General features: G+C 59.2%; 25 protein-coding genes. 14 read left to right on the top strand and 11 right to left on the bottom strand.

The annotated features are described in order from the left end of the window. Window positions 1-228: 228 nt before the first annotated feature. Window positions 229-1284 (bottom strand): histidinol-phosphate transaminase, encoded by a 1056-nt coding sequence (gene hisC / locus ACTH3D_RS06625; protein WP_441666277.1) that lies wholly within the window; start codon window positions 1282-1284, stop codon window positions 229-231. Between the two features lie 121 nt (window positions 1285-1405). On the opposite strand from hisC, the gene ACTH3D_RS06620 reads away from it, so the two are divergent. The 6 genes from ACTH3D_RS06620 (at window position 1406) to mnmH (ending at window position 8130) form a co-directional block, all read left to right on the top strand. After that, window positions 1406-2290, top strand: a complete 885-nt coding sequence (locus ACTH3D_RS06620) for an AEC family transporter (protein WP_441666276.1) — start codon at window positions 1406-1408, stop codon at window positions 2288-2290. A gap of 168 nt (window positions 2291-2458) precedes the next feature. Next, window positions 2459-3616, top strand: a complete 1158-nt coding sequence (locus ACTH3D_RS06615) for a cytochrome P450 (RefSeq protein ID WP_441666275.1) — start codon at window positions 2459-2461, stop codon at window positions 3614-3616. Between the two features lie 359 nt (window positions 3617-3975). Beyond that, window positions 3976-4419 carry a copper resistance protein NlpE N-terminal domain-containing protein gene (locus ACTH3D_RS06610; protein ID WP_441666274.1) on the top strand — a complete coding sequence of 148 codons (444 nt, stop codon included), beginning with the start codon at window positions 3976-3978 and terminating at the stop codon, window positions 4417-4419. Between the two features lie 105 nt (window positions 4420-4524). After that, a complete protein-coding gene (radA, locus tag ACTH3D_RS06605) occupies window positions 4525-5898 on the top strand; it encodes a DNA repair protein RadA (protein WP_441666273.1) in 1374 nt (457 codons plus the stop codon). Window positions 5899-5998: 100 nt separating this feature from the next. Then, window positions 5999-7039, top strand: a complete 1041-nt coding sequence (selD, locus tag ACTH3D_RS06600; protein ID WP_441666272.1) for a selenide, water dikinase SelD — start codon at window positions 5999-6001, stop codon at window positions 7037-7039. Further along, window positions 7036-8130 (top strand): tRNA 2-selenouridine(34) synthase MnmH, encoded by a 1095-nt coding sequence (mnmH, locus tag ACTH3D_RS06595; RefSeq protein ID WP_441666271.1) that lies wholly within the window; start codon window positions 7036-7038, stop codon window positions 8128-8130. The genes selD and mnmH overlap by 4 nt, the downstream gene beginning before the upstream one ends. 10 nt (window positions 8131-8140) lie before the next feature. On the opposite strand, the gene ACTH3D_RS06590 is transcribed toward mnmH, so the two are convergent. Next, the gene (locus ACTH3D_RS06590) at window positions 8141-9055 is read right to left on the bottom strand and encodes a LysR family transcriptional regulator (RefSeq protein ID WP_441666270.1); all 915 of its coding nucleotides are present in this window, start codon (window positions 9053-9055) and stop codon (window positions 8141-8143) included. A 178-nt stretch (window positions 9056-9233) separates the two neighbouring features. On the opposite strand from ACTH3D_RS06590, the gene ACTH3D_RS06585 reads away from it, so the two are divergent. After that, the gene (locus ACTH3D_RS06585) at window positions 9234-10016 is read left to right on the top strand and encodes a COG3650 family protein (RefSeq protein ID WP_441666269.1); all 783 of its coding nucleotides are present in this window, start codon (window positions 9234-9236) and stop codon (window positions 10014-10016) included. A 7-nt stretch (window positions 10017-10023) separates the two neighbouring features. Further along, complete coding sequence (locus ACTH3D_RS06580; protein ID WP_441666268.1) at window positions 10024-10221, top strand: CPXCG motif-containing cysteine-rich protein; 198 nt, start codon at window positions 10024-10026, stop codon at window positions 10219-10221. 43 nt (window positions 10222-10264) lie between these two features. Here ACTH3D_RS06580 and ACTH3D_RS06575 read toward each other — a convergent pair whose 3' ends face one another. Further along, window positions 10265-10816: a DNA-3-methyladenine glycosylase I gene (locus ACTH3D_RS06575; RefSeq protein WP_441666267.1), complete on the bottom strand. Its 552-nt coding sequence runs from the start codon at window positions 10814-10816 to the stop codon at window positions 10265-10267. Between the two features lie 112 nt (window positions 10817-10928). Here ACTH3D_RS06575 and ACTH3D_RS06570 point away from each other — a divergent pair, with 112 nt between their 5' ends. Together ACTH3D_RS06570 and ACTH3D_RS06565 are read left to right on the top strand one after the other, a co-directional pair. Then, on the top strand, window positions 10929-11369 hold the full coding sequence (locus ACTH3D_RS06570; protein WP_441666266.1) for a VOC family protein: 441 nt from the start codon (window positions 10929-10931) through the stop codon (window positions 11367-11369). Between the two features lie 110 nt (window positions 11370-11479). Further along, window positions 11480-11935 carry an META domain-containing protein gene (locus tag ACTH3D_RS06565; RefSeq protein WP_441666265.1) on the top strand — a complete coding sequence of 152 codons (456 nt, stop codon included), beginning with the start codon at window positions 11480-11482 and terminating at the stop codon, window positions 11933-11935. 101 nt (window positions 11936-12036) lie between these two features. On the opposite strand, the gene ACTH3D_RS06560 is transcribed toward ACTH3D_RS06565, so the two are convergent. The 4 genes from ACTH3D_RS06560 to ACTH3D_RS06545 form a co-directional block, all read right to left on the bottom strand. Beyond that, window positions 12037-14895 (bottom strand): valine--tRNA ligase, encoded by a 2859-nt coding sequence (locus ACTH3D_RS06560; protein WP_441666264.1) that lies wholly within the window; start codon window positions 14893-14895, stop codon window positions 12037-12039. A gap of 139 nt (window positions 14896-15034) precedes the next feature. Next, window positions 15035-15481 (bottom strand): DNA polymerase III subunit chi, encoded by a 447-nt coding sequence (locus ACTH3D_RS06555; RefSeq protein ID WP_441666263.1) that lies wholly within the window; start codon window positions 15479-15481, stop codon window positions 15035-15037. 83 nt (window positions 15482-15564) lie between these two features. Beyond that, window positions 15565-16659, bottom strand: a complete 1095-nt coding sequence (locus tag ACTH3D_RS06550) for a branched-chain amino acid aminotransferase (protein WP_441666262.1) — start codon at window positions 16657-16659, stop codon at window positions 15565-15567. 149 nt (window positions 16660-16808) lie between these two features. Next, window positions 16809-18329, bottom strand: coding sequence for a leucyl aminopeptidase (locus ACTH3D_RS06545; protein ID WP_441666261.1), 1521 nt, complete (start codon window positions 18327-18329; stop codon window positions 16809-16811). Window positions 18330-18448: 119 nt separating this feature from the next. Here ACTH3D_RS06545 and lptF point away from each other — a divergent pair, with 119 nt between their 5' ends. The 4 genes from lptF (at window position 18449) to ACTH3D_RS06525 (ending at window position 21596) form a co-directional block, all read left to right on the top strand. After that, window positions 18449-19531 carry an LPS export ABC transporter permease LptF gene (gene lptF, locus ACTH3D_RS06540; protein WP_441666279.1) on the top strand — a complete coding sequence of 361 codons (1083 nt, stop codon included), beginning with the start codon at window positions 18449-18451 and terminating at the stop codon, window positions 19529-19531. Further along, the gene (lptG, locus tag ACTH3D_RS06535; protein WP_441666278.1) at window positions 19531-20595 is read left to right on the top strand and encodes an LPS export ABC transporter permease LptG; all 1065 of its coding nucleotides are present in this window, start codon (window positions 19531-19533) and stop codon (window positions 20593-20595) included. The genes lptF and lptG overlap by 1 nt, the downstream gene beginning before the upstream one ends. Window positions 20596-20621: 26 nt before the next feature. Continuing rightward, complete coding sequence (locus ACTH3D_RS06530) at window positions 20622-21092, top strand: RDD family protein (protein ID WP_441666260.1); 471 nt, start codon at window positions 20622-20624, stop codon at window positions 21090-21092. Window positions 21093-21209: 117 nt separating this feature from the next. Next, window positions 21210-21596, top strand: coding sequence for a hypothetical protein (locus ACTH3D_RS06525; protein WP_441666259.1), 387 nt, complete (start codon window positions 21210-21212; stop codon window positions 21594-21596). A 10-nt stretch (window positions 21597-21606) separates the two neighbouring features. Here ACTH3D_RS06525 and ACTH3D_RS06520 read toward each other — a convergent pair whose 3' ends face one another. The 4 genes from ACTH3D_RS06520 to ACTH3D_RS06505 all read right to left on the bottom strand — a co-directional run bounded on the left by ACTH3D_RS06520 (window position 21607) and on the right by ACTH3D_RS06505 (window position 24651). Continuing rightward, a complete protein-coding gene (locus ACTH3D_RS06520) occupies window positions 21607-22419 on the bottom strand; it encodes a TOBE domain-containing protein (protein ID WP_441666258.1) in 813 nt (270 codons plus the stop codon). A 236-nt stretch (window positions 22420-22655) separates the two neighbouring features. After that, complete coding sequence (gene modA / locus ACTH3D_RS06515; protein ID WP_441666257.1) at window positions 22656-23147, bottom strand: molybdate ABC transporter substrate-binding protein; 492 nt, start codon at window positions 23145-23147, stop codon at window positions 22656-22658. Window positions 23148-23171: 24 nt separating this feature from the next. Further along, entirely contained in the window at window positions 23172-23972 is an 801-nt protein-coding gene (locus ACTH3D_RS06510) for a class I SAM-dependent methyltransferase (protein ID WP_441666256.1), read from the bottom strand. Further along, entirely contained in the window at window positions 23962-24651 is a 690-nt protein-coding gene (locus ACTH3D_RS06505) for a ModD protein (RefSeq protein WP_441666255.1), read from the bottom strand. Before ACTH3D_RS06505 ends, ACTH3D_RS06510 begins: the two co-directional genes overlap by 11 nt. Window positions 24652-24715: the final 64 nt, after the last annotated feature.

Below are 24715 nucleotides of genomic sequence, written 5' to 3'. Positions count from 1 at the left end.
CGTCAGGCACTTATACCAAAAGCCCCGAGCGCAATGCGTTCGGGGCTTTTTTAATATCTGGAGAAGCAGTTTGGAAAAATGTCGCGTGATGGCCCCATGCCGCCGGTTTCGCGATGTGAACATCGTTCCTGCAAAGCCCAGTTCACGGATACCATTCAGGTTGTCATAGGAGCTGCCTTCAGGCTTCGACAGGCGCCGTGAGGCGCCCGCTGAGGATGCCCAGTGTGGTCAGGCGGAAAGGCTTTCAAGCGTTTCGATCAGGCTGTCCATTTCATTGTCAGTGCCAATGGAGATACGCAGCCAGTTGTTGAGCGCTTCAGTATTGAAGTGGCGTACCAGAATACCGCGCTCGCGTAGGCCGACAAACAGTTGGGCGGCGTCTTGCTTTGGATGGCTGGCCAGCAGGAAGTTAGTCTGGGAAGGTAATACGTCAAACCCCAACTGCTCCAGTCGCTGGCGGGTGCGCTCGCGGGTGGTGATGACCGCCGTGCGACAGGCGTCAAAGTGATCTTCATCTTCAAGTGCAGCGATACCGACGGCGGAGCACAGGCTATCGACGGGGTAGGAGTTGATTGAGTTCTTGACCCGTTCCAAGCCCTCTATCAACTCCCGTGAGCCCACCGCATAGCCCAGACGTATGCCTGCCAGGCTGCGCGACTTGGAGAAAGTGCCGGTAACTAGCAAGTTGGGGTGGTCGGCTATCAGCGGTACGCTGCTTTCGCCGCCAAAGTCCACGTAGGCTTCGTCAATAAGCACCACGGCATCGCGGACACGCTCAAGCAGCGCTTGAACATCCTTGCGAGCATGACCATGACCGCTGGGCGCATTGGGGTTGGCGAAAATGACGCCACCGGCATCTTTAGTAAAAGCATCAAGATCAACTCGCCACTGTGCATCCAGTGGGAAGGCGCGCCGCGTGATGCCATACAGGTTGCAGTAGACCGGATAGAAACTGTAGCTGATTTCTGGCATCTGCAGTGCTTGCGGATGGCAGAAGAACGCCTGGAAGGCGAATGCCAGGACCTCATCTGAGCCATTGCCAACAAAAACCTGATCGGTATCTACCCCCAGGTTACTGGCGAGTGCTTCGCGCAGCTCTTGTGAGCCGGGGTCGGGATAGAGGCGCAAGTGGTCGGTGCGGAACTCGCGCAGGACGCTGCCCACGCCTGGTGCCGGCGAATAGGGGTTTTCGTTGGTGTTTAGCTTGATCAGTTGCTCGCGTGGCTGCTCACCCGGTACATAGGGGGTCAGCTCATGAACTTTGGGACTCCAGAACCTGCTCATACTCTTCTCGCTCGATAAATGGATCTTTCCCTCATGTTGACCTGAGAGCAGTGCCCGCGCAAGGTGCAGGCATGCTAGGCTGCTCGCTTTGTTTATCCGCCAACGCCAAGGAGTTAGAGGCATGCTCGCCCAGATTGCTGCGACATTGTTGCCGGTTTTTCTTATTGCCGGTAGTGGCGCTGCCTATGGCCGGTTCCGCACGCCGGATATTCAAGGCCTGAATACGCTTAATATGGAGTTGTTTGTACCGCTTCTGGTGTTCTCGGTGATGGCCGACCGTGATGTGCCGCTGGTCGACTATGCCGGCCTGGCACTGGCTGCGACGGTCATCGTGCTGGGCTCTGGGCTGTTGCTATGGCCGGTCGCACGCTGGTTGAAGCAGGATGTGAAGACGTTCTTGCCGCCCATGATGTTCAACAACTCGGGCAACATGGGCATTCCGCTGATTGTTCTGGCCTTCGGTGAGGCGGCGCTGCCAGCTGCTGTGGTGCTATTCATCGTCGAAATGGTGCTGCATTTCTCGGTTGGTTTGTGGATGCTATCCCCGGGAACACCGTTGTGGCGCCTGCTGCGCATACCCATTGTGCTGGCAAGTCTGGTGGGGCTGGCGGTTAATCTTAGCGGGCTCTCTCTGCCGAGCTGGCTGCTGGAGGCAATGAGCATGCTTGGCGAGATCAGTATACCGCTGATGCTGTTTGCGCTCGGCGTACGCATGCTGGATATCGACTTCAGCGACTGGCGGACCGGCATGCTGGGGGCGCTGCTGTGTCCGCTATCGGGTGTGATTCTGGCACTGCCGATGGTGCTGCTGTTTGATCTTGATAGCACTTCTGTTGCGGCACTGTGGGTGTTTGCGGCCCTGCCACCAGCTGTACTGAATTACCTGGTGGCAGAGCAGTACCGACAGGAGCCGCATCGTGTGGCTTCGCTGGTGTTGATCGGCAACCTGGGAAGTCTGGTGGTGATGCCCCTGGTGCTGTGGCTGGTGTTCAGCTATCAAGGCTGATCGCGTGTTTGTTGATATGCATCACTGCTATTCGCCTTAATGTATATCTACAATGCATCTTATTGTCTGGCATGGAAGCAGGGCCAATCAACAGCAGCCGCTATATCACCAGAGAAAGACAGGGAGTCTGGCACGATGGCGGCAGTATGCCCCGTGAGAGATTGCACTATGAACAACACTCCGCCCGCCGACTGGGATCCCCGCGCCCCAGAGGTTCTTGAAAACCAGATTCAGGGCTACGATGAGATGCGCCAGCGTTGCCCAGTCGCCTACAGTGACTACCTGCAGTGGTCCCTGTTCCGCCATGATGATGTGATGCGTGTGCTGGGCGATCATGAAACCTTCAGCAACGCCTCGCGGCACCTCTCCATTCCCAATGCCATGGATCCGCCAGAACATGCGCCGTATCGGCAGATCGTCGAGTCGTACTTCACACCTCAGCGTGTCGCCCAGTTCGAGCCGGTATGCCGTGCCAATACTCAAGCACTGATCGATGACCTGCCGCTGGACGCTGAGGTAGATGTGATGAGCTCACTTGCCCAGCCTTTTGCGGTGCGCAATCAGTGCGCTTTCATGGGCTGGCCTGAGAGTCTGCGCGACGCGTTGCGCGAATGGATTGGCAAGAACCATCGAGCAACCTTGGCCGGTGACCGTCAGGCCATGGCTAGGATTGCCTTAGAGTTTGATGGCTATATCAAAGAGCAGCTGATACTGCGTCGGGATGCCGGAGGCGAGGCGCCGATGGACGTCACTACGCGTTTGTTGCAGGAGAGGATCCATGGCCGACCACTGAGTGACGAAGAAATCGTCAGTATCGTGCGGAATTGGACCGTGGGTGAGCTGGGCACCATTGCCGCCAGCGTCAGTAGCTTGGTGCACTATGTGGCTATTCACCCCGAAATACAGCAAGCGCTGCGCCAAGGGCAGGAAGACCTTTCGGATGCCATCGATGAAATACTGCGCATTCATGCACCGCTGATTTCCAATCGTCGTGTGACCACGCGGCCGGTCACGATTGGCGGACGAGAGATACCGGCCGGTGAGAGAATTTCGCTGCTCTGGGCTTCAGCCAACCGTGATGAAAAGGTATTCGGTGATCCGGACGCGTTTCAGCCCGCGCGTAACCGTGATAAAAATCTACTGTATGGTGCTGGCGTGCATGTCTGCCCCGGTGAGCGCTTGGCCAGGCTGGAGCTGTGCGTATTCATGGAAGCCTTGCTGGCTGGTACGCGTCATATCGAGCTGGCCGCTGGCAAGACACCACAACGGGCGCTTTATCCGGCCAGTGGTTTTTCGTCATTGACCGTGCGGGTTCAGCGCGGGTGATCTGAGGCATGGAATACATGCGTCAGGGTATCTGGTACAGGTAAGAGCGTACCCATTGGATTGTGCTGTGCAAAAAACCCAGAAAGGTTACCGACCAGGCCAGCAGCGATACCCCTGATTTTTGGTGGTAGGCACTTGGAGCTGTGATCACGTATCAGGCAGGTGCACACAAGGCCAGCGTAGCATAGCCGTATTGCATGGTTTACCTTGATGTGCTGAACGAGTGGCTGAGAATCAAATGACCGATTTGTGTGTTTCAGACACAGTTTTTGGGGCTGTCAGTCAGCGTAACTTGCCGTTATGCTATGGGCCAGGCTGCCGCCGTCGCGGTATCTGACACATTTGTTAGGAGGACGAAGATGCAAATCAGGACGTTGCTGGCAGGCTCTGCCATGCTCGCACTGTTGGCAGGCTGTGCCAGCGGACCCACCGAGACCACTCAACAAGTGGAAGTGACCGGTACGACGTATCAGGGCACGCTGCCATGCCGCAACTGTGATGGCATTGATCTCGGGGTTACCCTTGTAGGTGAGGAGGTTACTACCTCTGACGGTCGTACATTCAAGCTGAGAGCGGCCTACAGGGCGCATCCGGAAAATCCGCCGGTTGAGAACTACAGTGGCAACTGGGCGGTCCTTAACGGGTCTGCCGAAGATCCGGGTGCGACTGTTTATGAGCTGGTTCCCAACGGTGAGGGGCAGACTTATTATTTCCTGAAGCTGGATCCTCAGACTCTGGAGCTGATTGACCCCCAGCGTCGCCGTTTTGAAAATAACGAGATGCTGCGTCTCAATCGTCAATAAGCAGGACGCGTAACACGCCAGAAGGGGCGGCCACTGGCCGCCCCTTCTGGCGTGTTACTGTGTTGAGGAAGGCAAACCACCGTGTGGACAGGGAGTGGGTAACGGATGGCCAAAGCAAAAAGCGCTTTTGTCTGTACGGAGTGTGGCAGCGAGTTCCGCAAGTGGCAGGGGCAGTGCTCCAGCTGTCAGGAATGGAATACCCTGAGCGAGGTTCGCCTGTCATCTGCCCGGCCCGGTACGGCAACGGTTAGTGCTGGACGCAGTGGTTATGCCGGTGCGTTGTCGCGTGAAGTGGTCGATCTGGGGGGGGTGGATCTCAGTGATGTGCCTCGGTTGTCATCGACGTTTGATGAGTTCGATCGCGTGTTGGGCGGTGGTTTGGTGCCGGGTTCGGCGGTGCTGCTGGGTGGCCATCCTGGTGCGGGAAAGTCCACCCTGCTGCTGCAGGTGGCCTGCAAGCTGGCTCAACAGCGCACGGTTATCTATGTCACCGGTGAGGAATCGCTGTCTCAGGTGGCAATGCGCGCCCATCGTCTGCAGCTGCCAACCCAGGGCCTGAAAATGCTGGCTGAGACCAGCATCGAGACGATTCTGGCTGTTGCCGAGCGCGAGCGCCCCGAGGTACTGATTATCGACTCCATCCAGACCACGCATCTGGATGATATTGCCTCGGCGCCGGGCGGCGTGGCCCAGGTGCGCGAGTCGGCAGCGGCACTCACTCGTTTCGCCAAGCAGAGCAATACCGTTCTGCTGCTGGTGGGCCATGTCACCAAGGATGGCGCTCTGGCCGGCCCCAAGGTGCTGGAGCACATGATCGATGCTTCGTTGTTGCTGGAGGGCGATGCCGACTCGCGCTTTCGTACGCTACGCGGGCAGAAAAACCGTTTTGGCGCGGTCAACGAGCTTGGCGTATTCGCCATGCTGGAGCACGGCTTGAAAGAAGTGAAAAACCCCAGTGCTATTTTTCTGTCACGCAGCGACGAGCAGGCACCGGGCAGTCTGGTGATGGTGGTCTGGGAAGGCACACGCCCGCTATTGGTTGAAGTGCAGGCGTTGCTGGACGACTCGCCGCTGGGTAATCCGCGCCGCGTTGCCGTTGGGCTGGATCATAACCGTCTGGCCATGTTGCTGGCGGTGCTGCATCGTCACGGCGGTCTATTTACTGGTGATCAGGACGTTTTTCTGAATGTAGTAGGTGGCGTCAAGGTGCTCGAAACCAGTGCTGATCTGGCGGTATTGCTGGCAGTGGTTTCTAGTCTGCAGAGCCGGCCTTTGCCACGTGAGCTGGTGGTATTTGGTGAGGTCGGGCTGTCCGGCGAGATCCGTCCAGTGCCGAGTGGTCAGGAGCGTATCGTTGAGGCCGCCAAGCACGGCTTTACCCGCGCCATCGTGCCGAGTGGTAATGCACCGCGCAAATCGCCACCTGGCATGGAGGTGGTCGCGGTGGACAAGCTGGCCGATGCACTGGAAGCCCTCTGACCAGACAGCAGGGGCAGAGTGGTTTAAATGCATTGCCCAGCCTCGGAAGTGGTGCCGTGTGCTGTAGAATAGCGCTCATTGATTGACTAAGGAGAGCGAAATGAGCGCCATTCGTCTGACCCAGTACAGCCACGGTGCGGGGTGCGGCTGCAAGATCGCCCCCGATGTACTTGATGGCATTCTGGCCAGGTCGGCTCCCGCCGTGAGCCATCACCCTAATCTGATTGCTGGCAACCAGGGGCGTGAGGACGCGGCGGTATACGACCTAGGCGACGGGCGGGGCATGATTGCCACCACCGATTTTTTCATGCCGATTGTTGATGACCCCTTCGATTTCGGGCGTATCGCCGCGACTAATGCCATTAGTGACGTGTATGCCATGGGCGGCACGCCGGTGATGGCGCTGGGCATTTTGGGCTGGCCTCTGGACAAGCTGAGCGCTGACATTGCTGGTGACGTCATGGCCGGCGCCCAGTCGGTGTGCACAGAGCTAGGTATAGCGCTGGCCGGTGGACATTCGATTGACGCGCCCGAGCCAATTTTTGGCCTGGCCGTCAACGGCTTGGTGGATCTGGCGCACCTTAAGCTCAATAAGAATGCCCGGGTCGGCGATGTGCTCTACCTGACCAAACCGCTGGGTGTGGGCATCCTGACCACGGCAGAGAAGCGCGGCTTACTGGAGCCGGGTCATCAGAACCTGGCGCGCGATACCATGCTGGTCAGTAACCGCATTGGCCTGGCGCTGTCGCGGGTTGCGGGCGTCCATGCCATGACGGATGTTACCGGCTTTGGGCTGGCAGGCCATCTGGGTGAGGTGTGTCTGGCCAGTGGCGTAGCAGCAAAAATTGATTTCCAGCGTCTGCCGCGTCTGGCTGAGGCGGAAGCTTACCGGCGTCAGGGAGCGGTTCCTGGCGGTACGGCACGCAATCGCACCGCCCTGGGTAGCCAGTTGCCAGAAATGGAAGATTCCCACTGGCAGTGGCTATGTGATCCGCAAACGTCGGGTGGCCTGCTGATTGCCGTCGACCCGGCGAGTGCCGCGGAGGTCGAGCAGATTGGTCAGGAGCATGGTGTGGCGCTGGTAGCGTTTGGTGAGGTTGTTGAGGCCTGTGGCGACGCAGCGATTGAGGTGGTGGGGTGAGTCTGCCCCTGATCGCACCAAGCCTTGAGCTGTTGCGTGAAGGGCGGGTGCTGGTCGACGTACGTGCACCGGTCGAGTTTGCCCAGGGCGCGTTGCCCGGTGCCATCAACCTGCCGCTGATGGACGATGAAGAGCGTCATCAGGTAGGTATCGCCTACGCAGAGCAGGGCCAGGAGGCCGCTGTTGCGCTGGGTGAGCGGTTGGTCAGCGGTGGCATCCGGGCAGCACGCATTGATGCCTGGCAGCGCCTGCTTCAGCGTCATCCCGATGCTGTTTTTTACTGTTTTCGTGGCGGAATGCGCTCTCAGATCGCCCAGCAGTGGCTAGCTGAAGTGGGGCTGGAGCGTCCGCGTATTGCAGGTGGCTGGAAGGCCATGCGCCAGGCCATGGCGGCACAGGTTGATGCTGCCGCTTGCCAAGCGAAGCTGATTATCAGCGGCCTCACGGGCTGCGCCAAGACGCCGCTGATTCAGTCGCTGGACAATGGCCTGGACCTGGAGGCCTGCGCCCGCCATCGCGGCTCCGCCTTTGGCCGCCATCCCCTGTGCAGCCCATCACAGATCGACTTCGAACATGCTATGGCGCTGCGCCTGCTTGAGCTGCCTGGCCCCATGGTGCTGGAAGATGAGTCGCGCCAGATTGGCGCCTGCAATATCCCGTTACGCTTCTGGCAGAGCATGGAGAAAGCGCCGAGAGTTCGCGTCGAGATGTCGCTGGATTGGCGGCTGGCACAGATCCACAAGGATTACATCGATGATCTATGGGCCATTTATCAGCGCCAATTTGGTGACTGGCTGGGCTGGGCGCTGATGCGCAAGCAGCTGGCATCTGCCTTGGGCCGTTTGCGCAAGCGGCTGGGCAATGCACGCCTGGCCAGGTTGCAGCGACTGCAGTCATTGGCCTTCCGTGAGCACGAACGAGGCAACCGTCAGGCCCACGAAGCCTGGCTGGCACCGCTTCTGACCGAGTACTATGACCCGCTGTATCGCCATCAGCTGGAAAAAAACAGCGACAAGCTCTTCCTGCACGTGGGCGACTGGGATAGCTGCCTCGAGTTCGCGCGGCAGTGGAGTGTCGAACAGCGCAGATAGCGAGTTGCTGTCAGGCTGGGCGAATGCCGTCGAGTACCTCAAACGAGGTTTCACGCGCGGTGCGCAGGAAGTCGATCATCCATGGCATTTCGCGCTGGTCCTCACGTAGAGCGGCAAATAGCGTGCCCCACAGCCCCTGCTCGCCAAGTGGCACCGCCTTGACGTAGTCACGCTCCAGGTACTCGGTCAGCGCCCAGTTGGGCAGCGCACAGACGCCACGTCCACTGGCGACTAGCTGCATCATCATGACCGTCAGCTCAGCGGTGCGTACGTCGTTGGGCAGGATATTGGCTGGCTGAAGAAACTGGGTGAAGACATCCAGGCGCTCGTGCTCCACCGGATAGGTAATCAGCATCTGATCGGCCAGATCTCCAGGTTCGATAAAAGGTTTTTGCGCCAGAGGATGATGCCGTGATACGGCCAGCAGGTTCTGATAGCGAAACAGGGGTTCGTAATGAATCCCGTGCAGTGCCTGTGGATCGGCAGTGATGACTAGATCCAGCTGCTCGCGCGCTAGCGCATTGAGTGGGTCAAAATGATGGCCGCCGGGAATATCGATTTCGACTTCTGGCCAGTGGTCGCGAAAGTGGTCGACCGATGGCATCAACCACTGAAAGCAGCTGTGACACTCAATGGCCATATGTAACCGACCCTGCTCATTGCCAGCCAGGCGCACCAGGTCGCGCTCGGCCATGCGTACCTGGGGCAGCACCTGCTCGGCCAGGCTGAGCAGGCGAAGCCCCGCCCGGGTGAACTCAACTGGACGCGTCTTGCGGATGAACAGCGGATTGCCAAGGCGATCCTCCAGATCCTTGATCTGATGAGATAACGCCGACTGGGTAAGGTGAATGCGCTCGGCAGCCTCCACCAGAGAGCCTGCATCCCGCAGGGCGATAAGCGTACGAAGATGGCGGAGTTCGAGCATAATCCTGAGAGATGTTCATGTTGTGGGTTAGAACGTCTAGTTTGATTCAATTGGCGCAGACAAGCGAGTCTGCAGTGAGACTGCCGCCGGACAGCTACACCGGTGACTGGTATTGTGTGGGGCGGGAGTGTGCTCGGCAGGGTGCATTTTGCATGGTTCATTGAACAAGGAGCTTCTCATGCGGCGAACCTCTCACGCTTTTGCTTTGCTGTCCGTTTCAACGTTGATGCTGATTATGCAGGGTTGTGTCAGTCACTCGGGTCACCCTTCTGACCGTTCTGTGGGTGCTCCAGCGCCGATGCCACCGTCAACGGTTGATATGACTGATGCGGCTGAAGGCAGCTCGAACTCGGCCAAAGCACCGCTGCTGCCGTCGCTGCTGTTTCCTGGTAAAGGCACAGCGTTTACCGGTTGGCGCTGTACGCCGGACCAGGGACTGGTGACGGCAAATGACGGCGATAAATTGCGTCTGTGGTCGGCGCACGGGGCCTGGCTGCTTGACCCTGCGGTAGTTGCCAGCGGTGAGCGTTACCAACAAGGCGACCTGAGCTTTTGGGCCAAAGGACCTGAAGCCACGGTAGAAAGCCCGCGCGGTCGCCTTTCCTGCGAGCGCAATATCCAGCAGGATGCCCTGACGCGAAAGCAGTTCCCCGGTGTGATGTTCCGCGCCCAAGGCAATGAGCCTGGTTGGGTGTTGACACTGGCCAATGACGTACCAGAGATTTTCCTGTCGTTGGATTACGGCGAGCGGGAAATCACTCTGCCGTATCGCGTGGTCGCCATGGACAACGCTGAAGGCCGTGTCGAGCTGGCCAGCGGCCAATCGGCGCGCCCCTTTGATGTACGCATCGAAGCCGGCGCCTGTTATGACAACATGAGCGGCCAGCCTTGGCCCGCACGAGTTGAACTGACGGTTAACGGAAAAACCTACCGTGGCTGCGGCCAGGGCATTGCGCCTTGAGGTTGACATGGACGAACTGACGGAAACGGCCATCAGCTGTCCCTACTGCGGTGAAAGCATCGATGTATTGCTGGACCTGCAGGAGGTACAGCAGCAATACATAGAGGACTGCCAGGTGTGCTGTCGGCCGATCACGTTTGTGATGACAGCGGCTAACAATGGCGATCTGTCAGTGGCGGTGTACAGCGAAAACGAGACGTTTTAAGAGGCACGGATGCTGTTGCAAGGACAGCTCGAATAGCTTGAGATCATTCGCAGGCTCCTCCGGACCGAGCCCAGGCGGGGCCGGCGGCGATGATGCGCTGTTGAACCGGGCAGTCATCGCGGTGAGCGCCGGGCAAGTAGCCGGTGCTCATTAGCATTTCGCGGACGATTTCTGGCCCAGTAAAGCGGAAGGTGCGGCGAAACAGTTTGACCCATTCACCATGGGGCAGTGGGTGGTGGTGCTCTAGCCAGTGGTGAAATCCGCCGTGGCTGTGGCGAAGCTGCTGTATGACGCTGGCATTGTGGATGACGGCATTAATTTTCAGCCGATTGCGGATGATGGCGGCATTGTTTAGTAGGCGCTCTCGCTCGTTGTCGTCATAGGCGGCCACGCGGTCCACTTCGAAGCCGTCAAAGGCACTGTGAAAGGCGTCGCGCTTTTTCAGTACCGTTAGCCACGACAGCCCCGCTTGGTTGATTTCCAGCGCCAGCCGCTCGAACAGTTCGTTTTCGGCGCAGACGGGGAAGCCGTACTCATGGTCATGGTAGGGACCGTGATAAGGGTGGCCGGGGGCAGTGTCGCAGTAATGGCTCATTAACAAACACCCTGAGTGGTTAGCTGGCGCTGGTTGGCGATTGTTTGTCAAATCAGCGCTAAGCCTGTCAGGATGACTGAATCTATCTCATAGGCCAAATGGGGGCTTATTTATGCAGTATTTACATACGATGGTCCGGGTCAGCGATTTGGATGCCTCCTTGCATTTCTATTGTGATCTGCTGGGGCTTGAGGAAGTGCGTCGCAAGGACAATGAGAAAGGGCGTTTCACCTTGGTGTTTCTTGCTGCTCCGACTGATAGCGAGCGTTCGGCGCGGCTTTCGGCCCCTGAGCTTGAGCTGACATGGAACTGGGACCCTGAGGCGTATACCGGCGGGCGTAATTTTGGCCACTTGGCCTACCGCGTGGATGATATCTATGCCGCTTGCGAGCGCCTTCAGGCCGGGGGTGTGACGATCAATCGGCCGCCACGGGATGGTTATATGGCGTTTGTCAGAAGCCCTGATGGTATCTCTGTCGAGCTGTTGCAGTCCGGTGATGCGCTGGAACCCAAGGAGCCCTGGGCGTCGATGGAGAACACCGGCAGCTGGTGATCTGGCTGGCCAGCTGGATCAAGGATTGTCCCGGGCGTAACGCTAGGGCAAGCTTGGGCTTGAACCGATTATTTCATTGCATTTGCTGCTCCAGGGAGAGCTGTACGCCCATGTCGTCATTACCTCGTCAGACCCTTTTGATTGCAATGGCTGCCTTGTTGGCGCTGCTGGTTGGCTGTGCCAGTGATGAGGGCTCGCCGCAGAAGGGGGGCAGTCACAAGAAACTGTCTGGCCCGTTGATAGGTGAACGCTGGACGCTGTTGCTGGTAGGCACCAGTGAGCGCCTGGCATTCGAGACCCAGCCTTGGTTCGAGATTTCGCCCAATGGCGAGGTGAGTGGTTTTGATGGCTGCAACCCGATCATGACCAACGTAACGCTGGGTGAAAATCACCATATTGAGTTTGGTGATATTGCTTCGGGTCGTATGGCGTGCCCTGATATGGAAAACTCACGTCAGGTGACTGAGATGCTGAACACCGCCTACGGTTATCTGATCGACCACGATCGGCTGGTGTTCTTCGGCCCCGACCAGCGGGTGCTGGGTGGCTGGCGCGAAAGTAATTAACACTAGGTTCACACAGAGCAAACACTAGGTTCACACAGAACAGCGCCGCCCCTAGGGGCGGCGCTGTTGGTTCATTTCGGCCAGACTCGGAACCGTGTAAATCACAGCGCGGCGATTTTATCGCGTTGCTCCACCAGCAGGCGACGAGTGGTCTGGGCATCCGCTAACCGGGTGCGCTCCTTTTCCACCACGGCAGCGGGTGCTTTGGCAGTAAAGCTCTCGTTAGCCAGCTTTTTCTCGATGCCGCTGATCAGGTTTTCCTGTTTCTCGACTTCTTTGGCCAGGCGTGCCAGCTCGGTGTCCTTGTCGATCAGGTCGGCCATGGGTACCAGCACTTCCAGTTCGCCCACCAGTTGGGTAGCTGACAACGGCGCATCGGTCGGGTTTTCCAGCCAGCTGATGCTTTCCAGCTTGGCCAGCTTGGCCAGAAAACGCTGGTTGTCGGCAAGGCGCTGGCGGTCGCTTTCGGCACCTTTGGTCAGCAGCACATCCAGCGGCTTGCCAGGGGAAATATTCATCTCGGCGCGGATGTTGCGCACCGCGATGATCACGCCCTTGAGCCACTCGATATCACGGGTAGCGGCTTCGTCGAACTTGGCTTCGTCGACGACCGGCCAGGGCTGAATCATGATCGAGTCGCCAGAACCCTCAGCGCCTTCATTGAAGGTGCCGGCCAGCGGTGCGACGCGCTGCCAGATTTCCTCGGTGAGGTAGGGCATCATCGGGTGTGCCAGGCGCAGTATGGTTTCTAGCACCCGTACCAGGGTGCGGCGGGTGCCGCGCTTAGCTTCTGCTGAGGCGTTTTCATCCCAGAGTACCGGCTTGGAAAGCTCCAGGTACCAGTCGCAATACTCGTTCCACACGAAGTCATACAGCGCCTGGGAGGCGTGGTCGAAGCGGAACTCTTCCAGCGCGGCTGTAACCTGGGCTTCGGTCTGTTGCAGGCGCGACATGATCCAGCGGTCGGCCAGCGACAGTGTCACCTCTCCGCCATCAGCGCCGCAGTCCTCGCCGTCGGCGTTCATCAGTACATAGCGCGAGGCATTCCACAGCTTGTTGCAGAAGTTGCGGTAGCCATCCAAGCGCCCCATGTCGAACTTGATGTCGCGCCCGGTGGTGGCCTGGGACAGGAAGGTGTAGCGCAGGGCGTCGGTGCCGTGGGCTTCGATGCCCTTGGGAAACTCACTGCGTGTGGCCTTGCCGATGGCCTTGGCCATTTGCGGCTGCATCATGTTGCCGGTGCGTTTTTCCATCAGCGCGTCCAGCGAGATGCCGTCGATCAGGTCGATGGGGTCAAGCACGTTGCCCTTGGACTTGGACATTTTGTGGCCTTGGCCGTCGCGCACCAGGCCATGCACATAGACCTTTTTGAACGGCACCTCGCCGGTGAACTTAAGGGTCAGCATGATCATTCGTGCGACCCAGAAGAAGATGATGTCAAAACCAGTAACCAGCACGCTGGTCGGGTGGAAGGTGGCAAGCTCTGGCGTCTGCTCGGGCCAGCCCAGAGTGCCGAAGGTCCATAGGCCGGAACTGAACCAGGTGTCGAGCACGTCTTCGTCTTGGCTCAGCGGCAGGTCAGCGGCCAAACCGTGCTTGTCGCGGGCCTCCTGCTCGGTGCGCGCCACATAGACGTTGCCTTCGGCGTCGTACCAGGCCGGAATGCGGTGCCCCCACCACAGCTGGCGCGAGATGCACCAGTCTTGCAGGTCGCGCATCCAGGAGAAGTACATGTTCTCGTAATTCTTGGGTACGAACTCGATGTCGCCGTTTTCCACCGCGGCAATGGCTGGTTTGGCCAGCTTGTCTACCGCGACAAACCACTGGTCGGTCAGCAGTGGCTCAATAACTTCGCCAGAGCGGTCGCCATAGGGCAGGGTGTTGTTGACGGCCTCTACTTGGTCTAGCAGCCCGGCGGCGTCCATGTCGGCCACGATCTGCTTGCGTGCCTCAAAGCGGTTCTGCCCGGCGTAAGCAGCGGGCAGGGTGGTGTTGACGTCTGCCAGCGGCCGGCCCTGAATATCAAAGGCCTCGGCGGCGGCCAGAATGGTGGCATCCTTGGAGAAGACGTTGATCAGCGGTAGCTGGCAGCGCTTGCCAACCTCGTAGTCGTTGAAATCATGGGCCGGGGTGATTTTCACGCAGCCTGAGCCCTTATCCATGTCGGCGTGTTCGTCAGCCACTATCGGGATGCGTCGGCCCACCAGCGGCAGTTCGACAAACTTACCGATCAGAGAGGCGTAGCGAGGGTCTTCGGGGTTGACCGCCACGGCGCTGTCACCGAGTAGCGTTTCCGGACGCGTTGTAGCGACGACGAGATGGTTTTTGCCGTCGTCAGTTGTCACGCCGTCGGCCAGAGGATAGCGGAAGTGCCAGAAGCTGCCCTGCTGGTCGCGGTTCTCGACTTCCAGATCAGAGATCGCCGTGTGTAATGCGGGGTCCCAGTTGACCAGCCGCTTGCCACGATAGATCAGCTCTTCTTCATGCAGGCGCACGAAGACTTCCTGCACGGCCTTGTAAAAGCCGTCGTCCATGGTGAAGCGCTCACGGCTCCAGTCGAGACTGGTGCCCATGCGCCGCAGCTGGCGGGTAATCTGTCCGCCGGACTCGTGTTTCCATTCCCAGACTTTGTCGATAAAGGCGTCACGACCTAAATCATGGCGGCTCTTGCCTTCTTCGGCGGCAAGCTTGCGCTCCACCAGCATCTGGGTGGCGATGCCGGCGTGGTCGGTACCGACTTGCCACAGGGTGTTGCGGTCCTGCATGCGCCGCCAGCGAATCAGCGTGTCCATGATGGTGTCCTGGAACGCGTGGCCCATGTGCAGGCTGCCGGTAACGTTGGGCGGCGGAATCATGATGGTGTAGGGTTCACCCTGGCCAGATGGCGCGAAGCGGTTATCCGCCTCCCAGCGCTCATACCAGCGGGATTCGATCTGCTCGGGTTGGTAGGTCTTTTCCATGGAGATTCCGGGGCTCAACGAAGACAGAAGTTAACAGCGCGCAGTGGCAAAGGGCAGGTTGATAGCGTGCCGATGGCCATGCGGACTGTGAAAAATGTTGCTGATTATAGCCCGACGCAGCGCGCGGCGTCATGGTGGCTCAGCGCTTGCCGCCCAGCTGATGTGCGGTGACCGAGTAGCCGCGCTTCTTGTAGGTCTGCCAACACTCGCGCTTGGCAGTGAGCACGTTCTGATGCTGGTTGATGATTTCGGCCACGCGCTCGAAGCGAGAGAACCACTCGGGAATGTCGCTGTGCAGGTTGAGCATCGCCTGTGGGGTGACGCTGTCGGTGACTGGTGGGGCTTCCCAGCCGATGGTAACTGGCACGTTATCAGTCTGCTCGCTGCCCAGCAGCGCATGGGGCAGGTAGGCCTCAGGGCGAAAGACCCATAGCAGCTCGTCGAGCGCGCTGGCCATGGCCTCATCCTGAGTATGGATGTGCAGCCGATACCCCTTGCTGACGATGGTCTCAGCCAGCTTGCAGGCGAAGTCCAGGCGGGCTTCCAGGGTGGTGTTCGGCAAGATGTAGAAGTCGATGCGGGTCATTAATTCTCGTTCGGCAGCGCTGAGGAACAGAGTTTCGGGGGGGGGGGGGCTTGCCCCCGAAACTCTGTGGCCACGATGTGATACTAGACCAGCCGTGTCATCCAGCCGTGGGTATCCTCGGCGCGGCCGTACTGAATGTCGAGCAAGCGTTTGCGTAGCTTGGCTGCCACTTCATTGCCTTCCGGATGCTCGATGGTGCCGCTTTCGCTGACCAGCTGGCCAATCGGAGTAACCACGGCGGCGGTGCCACAAGCAAAGACTTCGGTGATATCCCCGGAAGCCACGCCGTCGCGCCACTCGTCAATGCTGATGGCTCGCTCTTCTGGCGTCAGACCTTCATCTTTGGCCAGTTGCAGCATGGAGTCACGGGTCACGCCTTCAAGGATGGTGTCGGTCAGTCGCGGCGTGGCGATTCGTCCGTCCTTGAAAACGAAGAACAGGTTCATGCCGCCCAGCTCTTCGACCCAGGTGTTTTCGGCAGCATCCAGAAACGCAACCTGGGCGCAGCCGTTATCGGTAGCTTCCTGCTGGGCCAGCAATGAGGCCGCGTAGTTGCCGCCACACTTGGCAAAACCGGTGCCGCCGGGAGCGGCGCGCTTGTAGTGTGATGACAGCCAGATCGAGACCGGCTTCACGCCGCCTTTGAAGTAGGCAGCCACGGGGCAGGCGATGACGTAGTAGTCAACTTCCTGGGCTGGACGTACGCCGAGGAATGCTTCGCTGGCGATCATGAATGGGCGTAAGTACAGGCTCGACTCGTCGGCCTCGCTGGTCGGGTTCGGCACCCAGTTGGCATCTTGGCGAACCAGTGCCTTGACGCTGCTGAGGAAGTCGTCGTCGGACAGCTCCGGCAGTGCCAGGCGCCGGGCACTGCGACGGAAGCGCTCGGCATTCTTGTTGGGGCGAAAGGTCCACACCGAGCCGTCGGCATGGCGATAGGCTTTCATGCCTTCAAAAATTTCTTGACCGTAATGCAGGACAGCTGCTGACGGGTCGAGTTGCAGCGGGCCGTAAGGGCGTACTTCATGGCCATGCCAGGCGGCGCTGCCGGTCCAGCGAATGTGGGCCATGTGGTCGGTGAAATAGCGACCGAAACCGGGGTTGGCGAGAATGTCGTCACGCAGGTTGTCGGCCAGCGGCTGGATTGAAGGCAACACGTTAAAGTGTTCGGTAGACACGACTCGTGATCTCCGCTGGGCCCCGCTGGTGGTCTACGGGGCGGTGACTTGAAGCCGGGTGGCAGCGCCAGGACCGACGTTCATTGAATGATAGATGAAATGCCTACGGCACCGCGAGTGCATCAGCAGTCACGGTGCCGGGGTCGTGCTTATACGTCAGTGCTCTCGCCCTGGCGATCTGCCTCGCGGTCCAGTAGGTACTGGGTTAGCAGGCTGACCGGGCGTCCGCTGGCGCCTTTCTGCTTGCCGGAATGCCAGGCGGTGCCAGCGATGTCCAGGTGTGCCCAAGGATAGCTGCTGGTGAAGCGTGACAGGAAACAGCCAGCAGTAACAGTGCCGGCCGGACGACCACCAATGTTGGCGATATCGGCAAAGTTGGAGTCCAGTTGTTCCTGATACTCGTCCCACAGTGGCAGCTGCCAGACGCGATCCCAGGAGGTTTCGCCGGCTTCCATCAGGTTCAGTGCCAGGTCGTCGTTGTTGGACATCAGGCCAGTAGCATGATGGCCAAGTGCGATGATCACCGCGCCGGTCAGGGTGGCAATATCCACCACGCTGGCCGGTTTGAAGCGCTCGGCATAGGTCAGTGCATCGCATAATACCAGGCGGCCTTCGGCGTCGGTGTTGAGTACCTCGACACTCAGCCCCTTGAGAGTCTTGATGATATCGCCGGGTTTGGTGGCACGCCCGCTGGGCATGTTCTCGGCGCTGGCGACAATAGCCACCAGGTTGATCTTGGGCTTGAGGGCCAGCACCGCGCTAACAGTGCCGAATACACTGGCGGCGCCACACATGTCGAACTTCATTTCGTCCATGCCTTCGCCAGGCTTGAGCGAGATGCCGCCGGTGTCGAAGGTGATGCCCTTGCCGACGAGTACATGCGGCGCTTCGTCAGAGTCGTCGGCGCCCTGGTACTTCATGACGATCAGCCGCGATGGTTCATCGCTGCCGCGACCCACGCTGAGCAGCGAATGGGCACCCAGCGCCTCAAGGGCGTCTTCGTCAAGGATCTCGGCGACGAGGCTGCCGTCTGAGCCAGCGGCGAGTTCCTCAGCCTTGCCGGCCAGGTAACGGGGCGTGCAAATGTTGCCAGGCAGGTTGCCCAGGGTGCGCGTCAGGTTGGTGCCGCTGCCGATGGCGTCGCCCATGGCGGCGCCCTCAGTGGTCGCTTCTGCGCTGTCGCCTTCGCTGACCAGCAGGGTCACGCTTTCCAGGCGCGGCAGTGGAGCCGGTTCGGACTTGAACTCATTGAAACGGTAAATGGCACGGTGTGCTGCTTCAGCCACCATGCGCGCTTTCCAGGCGCAGTCGCGGTTACCGACTGGCACATCAGTGAGGGTTACCGCTGCGGCGTCAATGGAAAGCTGGGTTAGCGCATTGAAGCACGCATCAACGGCCTTGCGAAAAGCGCCTTCCTGAAACTTGTCCTGGGCGCCCAGGCCAACCAGTAGCAGTCGGTCTGTGTTCAGGCCGGGGGCAAAGGGCACCAGCTGGACATTTCCCAGCTTGGGGTTGAAGTCGCCGCGCTCGATCAGCTGGCTGATCAGACGCTCGCTGGCATCATCGAGCTTGGCTGCGCCGGGCAGCAGCTCACTATCCTTGAATACAGGTACCACCAGGCAGTCGGTCTCAACCCGGACAGGGTTAACCGTTAGGACGGGGAATTCCATGGACTCTCCACAAGACAAGCGATGTAGGATTCAGGATAATGCCACGCATCATCAAGTCGTTTCAGTGTACCCAAGGCCAGGCATCATTGCATGGATGTTGGCCGGCCAGGGAGTTCATCTTGATCCTGTTTCGCTATCTGACCCGTGAAATCCTCCAGACGATGGCCGCCGTGGCCGGGGTGCTGTTGCTGGTGATTATGGGAAGCCGCTTCATCCGCTACTTTTCCAGTGCCGCGGAAGGCGATATTCCGGTCAGCATTCTCAGTAACCTGATGCTCTACCATCTGCCAGGTTTTCTTGAACTGATCCTGCCATTGGCATTTTTCCTGGGCATTCTGCTGGCCTACGGGCAACTGTATCTGAACAGCGAAATTACCGTGCTGGTTGCCTGTGGTACCAGCCCGGTGAAGCTGCTACAGGTCAGTATGGTGTCATCTATCGTGGTGGTTGTGCTGGTGGGACTGTGCAGCCTGTGGCTGACTCCAGCCGGTGCGCTGCACAATGAGCTGCTAATCGAAGAGCAGCGCAGCCGGCTTGATTTCAGCTCGCTGACGCCGGGACGCTTTCAGGATTTCGGCGATGGACGCACGGCGTATATTGCTAGCCTGGATGAGGATGAACTTCGCATGCAGGAGGTCTTCATCAGCCAACGGCAGCGCCGTAGCGACGGCACACCTGAAACCATGGTGACACGAGCGGCCCGAGGCTATCAGGTCACCGACGATGAGGCAGGCACGCGTTTCCTGATACTGGATGATGGCGAGCGCTTTAGCATTGAGCCAGGACTGGGACAGGCCGAGCGCCTGGTATTTGACAGCTATGCGGTGCGTCTGTCGGGCACCGTTCTTGATGCGGACCTGGCTGCTGCCGAGTATGCGACAACCGCCAGGCTGGTAGTTTCGCCCGAGCCTGACTTTCAAGCCCAGCTGCAATGGCGGCTGAGCCTGCCGCTGATGGTGCTGATCTTGACGCTGATGGCCATGCCGCTGTCGAAGGTCAAACCCCGTCAGGGACGTTTCGCTAAGCTGCTGCCTGCCGTGTTTCTTTATGTGGCGTACCTCAGTCTGCTGTTGGCAACACTTGATGCCATTGGTAGTGGCAGTTGGCCGGTGGCCGTTGGGATGTGGCCGATTCACGGCGCCTTTCTGGCACTGGGACTGGGTCTGTTGTGGCGTGACCAGCGCCGGGGGATGAGTGGATGATGATCGCTGACCGGCTGGACCGTTATATTGCCCGCCATGTTTTGGGCGCCATTCTGGTGGTTCAGATGGTGCTGCTGGGGTTGGATATGACGATCAGCTACATTAACGACCTCAGCGACGTAAAAGGTGATTACGGTGCGCTTCAGGTGCTGATGTACCTGTGTATGCGTTTGCCCTGGCGGTTCTATCAGTATGCACCAGTGGCGGTGCTGATCGGCGCTTTGGTTGGGCTTGGCAGCATGGCATCCAGCAATGAGTTGACGGTAATGCGTGCTGCAGGGCGATCGCTTACCCGTATTCTGTGGGGGGTAATGAAGCCGATTATTCTGGTGGTCGTGGTTGTATTGATCGTGGCGGAATATATCAATCCGGTGACCGAGCAGTACGCAACCGCTTGGCGCTTGGAAAAAATGCAGGGCGAAGGCGCGCTGCTGACAGAAAGTGGCGGCTGGCAGCGTGATGGCGATACGTATTATCGCTTTGGTGTCATTCGTGCTGATGACGTGGTGCTGGACCTGGCCCGTTACCGTTTTGATGGACGCGAGCTGCAGGAGGCAATGAGCGCGCAGCGTGCCAGCTGGCGCGACGGAGGCTGGGTGCTCGAGGGTGTCGCCATCACGCGCTTCGAGGACGGTCGCAGCATTGCGACCCGGGTAGATCAGATGCCATGGGAAACACAGCTGACACCTGTTGAGCTCGACCGCTTGTTGCGTCGCCTGGCCATACAGGCACCCAGCGAGCTATGGGCACATGCACAGTTCCTTAAATCTCAGGGACAGTCAGCGACCCAGCCGCTACTGTATTTCTGGCAGAAAATGCTGATGCCATTGACGATGGCTTCACTGGTATTGGTAGCAGCGTCTTTCGTGTTTGGCCCGCTGCGCACAGTAGCGGCAGGTACGCGGGTCTTTTATGGCGTGATCACTGGCTTAGTGTTCAAGTATCTGCAGGACTTGCTTGCTCCGGCCTCGACCCTGTTTGGCTTTTCACCAGTTTTTGCCGTGTTGGCCCCGGCGCTGATCTGCGCCGCTGCAGGGTTTTATATGCTGCGACGCAGCGGTTGATAGCTAGAGCTTACTGGAGAGATAAGGTGCAGCGACGTTTCGATCATTGCGATGACGTCTGGCCAGCGAGCCTGGGGCGTCGGCTGGGGGCCATGCTTTATGACGGACTGCTGTTGCTGGCCATCTGGGTTGCTGTTGGTGCAGGGCACGTGGCCGTCAGCCGTTTGCTGCTGGATATTCCCCCTGAGCAGATAGGCTTAGGCGCGGCCCAGGTGCTGAGTTTACGTGCTTTGATGGTGCTATCAGCCTTTGCCTTTTTCGCCTTTTTTTGGCGGCGCGCCGGCATGACGCTGGGCATGCAGGCATGGCGGCTACGCGTGCAGACACGCGACTGCTGCCCGATTACGCTGAACCAGACCCTGCTGCGCTTTCTGGTTGGGACACTGTCTTTTGTGCCTTTGGGTCTTGGGCACTTGTGGCTGCTGTTCGATGGCGAGCGGAGAAGTTGGGCCGATCTGGCGTCGGGTACGCAGGTGGTGGTGGTGCCCAAAGGCTGATTCCTTAGCCAGACTGATGGGCCGTGCGGCGCTTTATTGCTGGCTCCAGGCGGAAATGTTGGTAAGGTGCATGACCAGCGCCCATAATGGCAGCGTTTCGACGTCGAGGAGACTGTGATGAAACTGCTTAACCGCTCCGCTCTGAGTGTCAGACCGACCCAGGATTTCGTTGACTGGATCAATGATCTGGAACCGACCATGGGTGATGAAGACCTTGCCATCACTGACGTGGAACGGGAAAGCACGGTGTATCTGATTCCTGAGATGGAGTCCCCCGAGTCTCTCGAGGCCTTTGTTCGTGAGCGATACGGCGATATTCTTGAGACCGAACTGCGCGCCTGGGAGGAAGACGAGAGCCAGTGGCCTGATGTTCTCGACTGGGCGCTGTTTGAACGCTTTTTACGTTATGAGCACAGCTATCTGGCCATCGACCTCGATGACGACACCCCGCTTGAAGTGGCTGAAATCGACGATGACCTGCTGCTAGAAATGGGCGAGGACTGACACTGGTGTGCTAGTCGCTGACGCCCAGGATGACACTTGACGCCTTAAAGATTGCGCTGGCCGTTGCGCCTTCCGCAAGCGTCAGGTTTTCGGCACTCTGGTTGGTGATGATAGCCGCCAAACGGCCGCCGCCTTCCAGGGCCAGTACTACCTCGGTGTTTACCGCGCCTGGCTGTAGACGATCGATCTTGCCGGTCAGCAGGTTGCGTGCTGAGAAGCGCGCACCGTCGGCCTCAGTCACGAGGATTACCGATGATGCCTTGATCAGCGCAAAGGCCTCGCTACCCACGACAAGCCCCAGATTTTCCGAGCTCTCGTGGGTAATCACTGCAGTCAGGTGCTGGCCTGGGGCGATTTCCAGTTCGATCTCGTCGTTGACCGCACCCTGTTTGATGGCGGTTACCGTGCCGCTGAAGTTGTTGCGTGCGCTGCTTTTCATGCTCAGTCTCCGTAGCATCAGTAAATCATCCGCCATGCTGCTGGCCTGCTGACTCAGTTCGGTAATGAAACGCTGATGTTCGCGCTCCAGATGGTCAAAATTCTCGATCAGTTGCTGACCGCGGGCCGTGACTACGGTTGAGCCGCCGCCCTTGCCGCCAACGCTGCGCACCACCAGCGGCTCACCTGCCAGGTTGTTCATCTGGTCCACGGCATCCCAGGCGGCCTTATAGCTCATTTTCATCACTCTTGCTGCCCCGGAAATGGAACCCATTTCAGCAATATGACTGAGCAGGCGCATCCGGCCGTGGCCGCCGAAGCGTCGTTCGCCGGCATTGATCCAGATCTGCCCTTCGATGCTGATAGGTGTCTCGCTGTCGGTCATTTCTCGGCGTCTCCAGGGGGCAGAAAGCGATTAAAACGTTTGCTGCGAGTATATCAGCTGATGCCATCTCGATGTGGCTGCTACCTGCTGCTTCCTCGCTCGTTCTATCAATTATCTCTTTCAGCTACAGGGCAGCACCGCCAAAGCGGCGCACGCCGGAAAATAGTGCCAGAGACACTGCCGCCAGCACCGCGCACAGCAGCAGTTCACGCATCTGGCTACCTTCTCTGGACGTTTTACAGGCCGTGGTTGGTGGCGATGGTGTGGGCCGCCGGGCTGTCGACATAGTCGATAAAGTCGAGTACCTCGGGGGTGTCAGCATGCTGCGCGGTCACTGCGGCGACGATGCGGATCGGGTCGTAGTGCTCGTCAAGTACCAGGTAGCCACCGAAGCGCTCGGCATTGGCCAGGGCGTCGGTCAGGTTGATGAAGCCGGCATCCACCTCGCCGGTGGTTACATAGGCGGTAGCCTGGGGAACAGTGCCAACCACCAGCAGACGCTCATTAACTGCATTGATCAGCCCGTCGTGTTCCAGATGCTCGCTGCCGGCGCGGCCGTAGATTGCCTTGTCGGTATCTGGCAGGGTGATGCGCGCAAAGCGCTTGCTGTCACGTAGTTCGTCCGGCGAGTCGAGCTCAAGTTCCTGGTGCTGAGCGAGATGCCCAGCAGAAGAGTGCCGATAGGGGTGCAGAGCGCATGAAATACTCTTTATTAGAGAGTGAGCCAAGGGCTCGGTGGGGTGAATGGATGGCTAGGAAGAGTGCGGAGGTGTCCAGCTGACCAACGCCCAGCGCATGGGAGAGCCGCCGCGTGCCGCGCGCTCGGGATCGGCGTCATACCAGCGCCGCAGCCGAGCGTTTTCGTCGTCGCTGAGATCGCCCAATGACCAGGTGACCCGTTGGGCGAATTCGTCAAAATCCTCGGTGCCAGCCAGGCGGCTGGGTACCTCGATTGTGCTGAGTTCGGCGTAGATGCCCTGGGCGTGCAGCAGTCCCAGGGTATAAAGATGGTCGGGAAGCGAACGCGGCGGGCGGCCCAGCGCGGATATCAGTTCGGGATCAATAAAGTGGCCACCCACCAGCTGAGTCATGTAGACCCGCCGTCGGGCATGGGCATTGAGCTTGGCCAGTGCATCGGATAAGTCAGGTACCATGCCGGAGCGCGAGGCCACGGCGATATCGCATACCGGGACTTTGCTCCAATCGTCCTCCCAGGCGCACTCAAGCGGGGTGATGTTGGTCAACCCCAGGCGGCAGGCGTTGCGCGTCAGCTGTTCCAGCATGCCAGTGCTGTAGTCTAGTCCCACCACGCTGTGCATGTGCGGGGCCAACAGCAGGGCGATGTTGCCTGAGCCGCAGCCCACATCGAGCACGCTGCGGCTGTCCTCCAGCTGCATGCGTGCCACGAAAGTGTCGGCGTAGTGTCCGCCCGGTGGCTTGCTGCCCATCTTGTGAGCACGGCGATCCCAGTCGGCGGGTGATTTCTGACGGCGCTGCGACAGGCCTAGATGCTGCCGGTACAGTGCGGCAAAATCGATATCGTCAAGGGTCAAGGGCTGCTCCTGTGCGACATAGCTGCACGCCAAGGTCTGCCGGAGGTGCCTGATAGAGGCTGCTGGTGACAAGAGCGTCGACGCCACTGCGGGCATATGCCTGCGCATTACCTGCGTGGATACCACCTGCTTCAAGAAGCGTCAGGACAGGGTGCTTACTGCGTAGCTGGTGGCACCAGATTGTCAGCTGTTCTGGTGACGCCTTGTCGAACTGGATTGCCTCGGCGCCACCAGCTAATGTGGCCTTGAGGCCAAGGCGCTTAAGACCCGGGGGATGTTTCCGGGTGGTCAGCACCGTGCAGTGTGTGGACTCATTTCGGACCTTTGTGACCAGTTGGCGCGTGGCAGTTGCTACACCGCAGGCGTACTCGAGCAGGTTCTGGGCAACCTTCCAGGCGCGTAGCAGCGCCTGCGCTGGTCCCTCAGCATCAAGCAAGGTGCTGCCAGCGCTGGCCAGGGTGCCGCTGTCTACCCGGTTGATGAGTTTGCCGCCGCACTGCTCAATGACCCGGGTAGCTTCTTCGGTGCAGGCAGCCACAGTATCGGCTCGGGTAACAATGGTCCGGCGCGAAGGCTGCTCGTCGAGGCCCAGTGCATGGCTGGTCAGGTCGATCAGCGGTGCGTCTTCGGTGATCCAGGCATCAATATCGGCCTGGGTGAAAAATACGCAAGGAGTCACGCTTTTTTTGGTTCTTCGTCACTTCACGTGGATTTGGCCTGATCGAACAGGCGGCCCACTGGGC

This window comes from Halomonas sp., assembly GCF_052095765.1.
In the GTDB taxonomy this organism is placed as follows: domain Bacteria; phylum Pseudomonadota; class Gammaproteobacteria; order Pseudomonadales; family Halomonadaceae; genus Halomonas.
The sequence above is the reverse complement of the archived record's forward strand: the minus strand, read 5'-3'. Positions and strand labels throughout refer to the sequence as shown.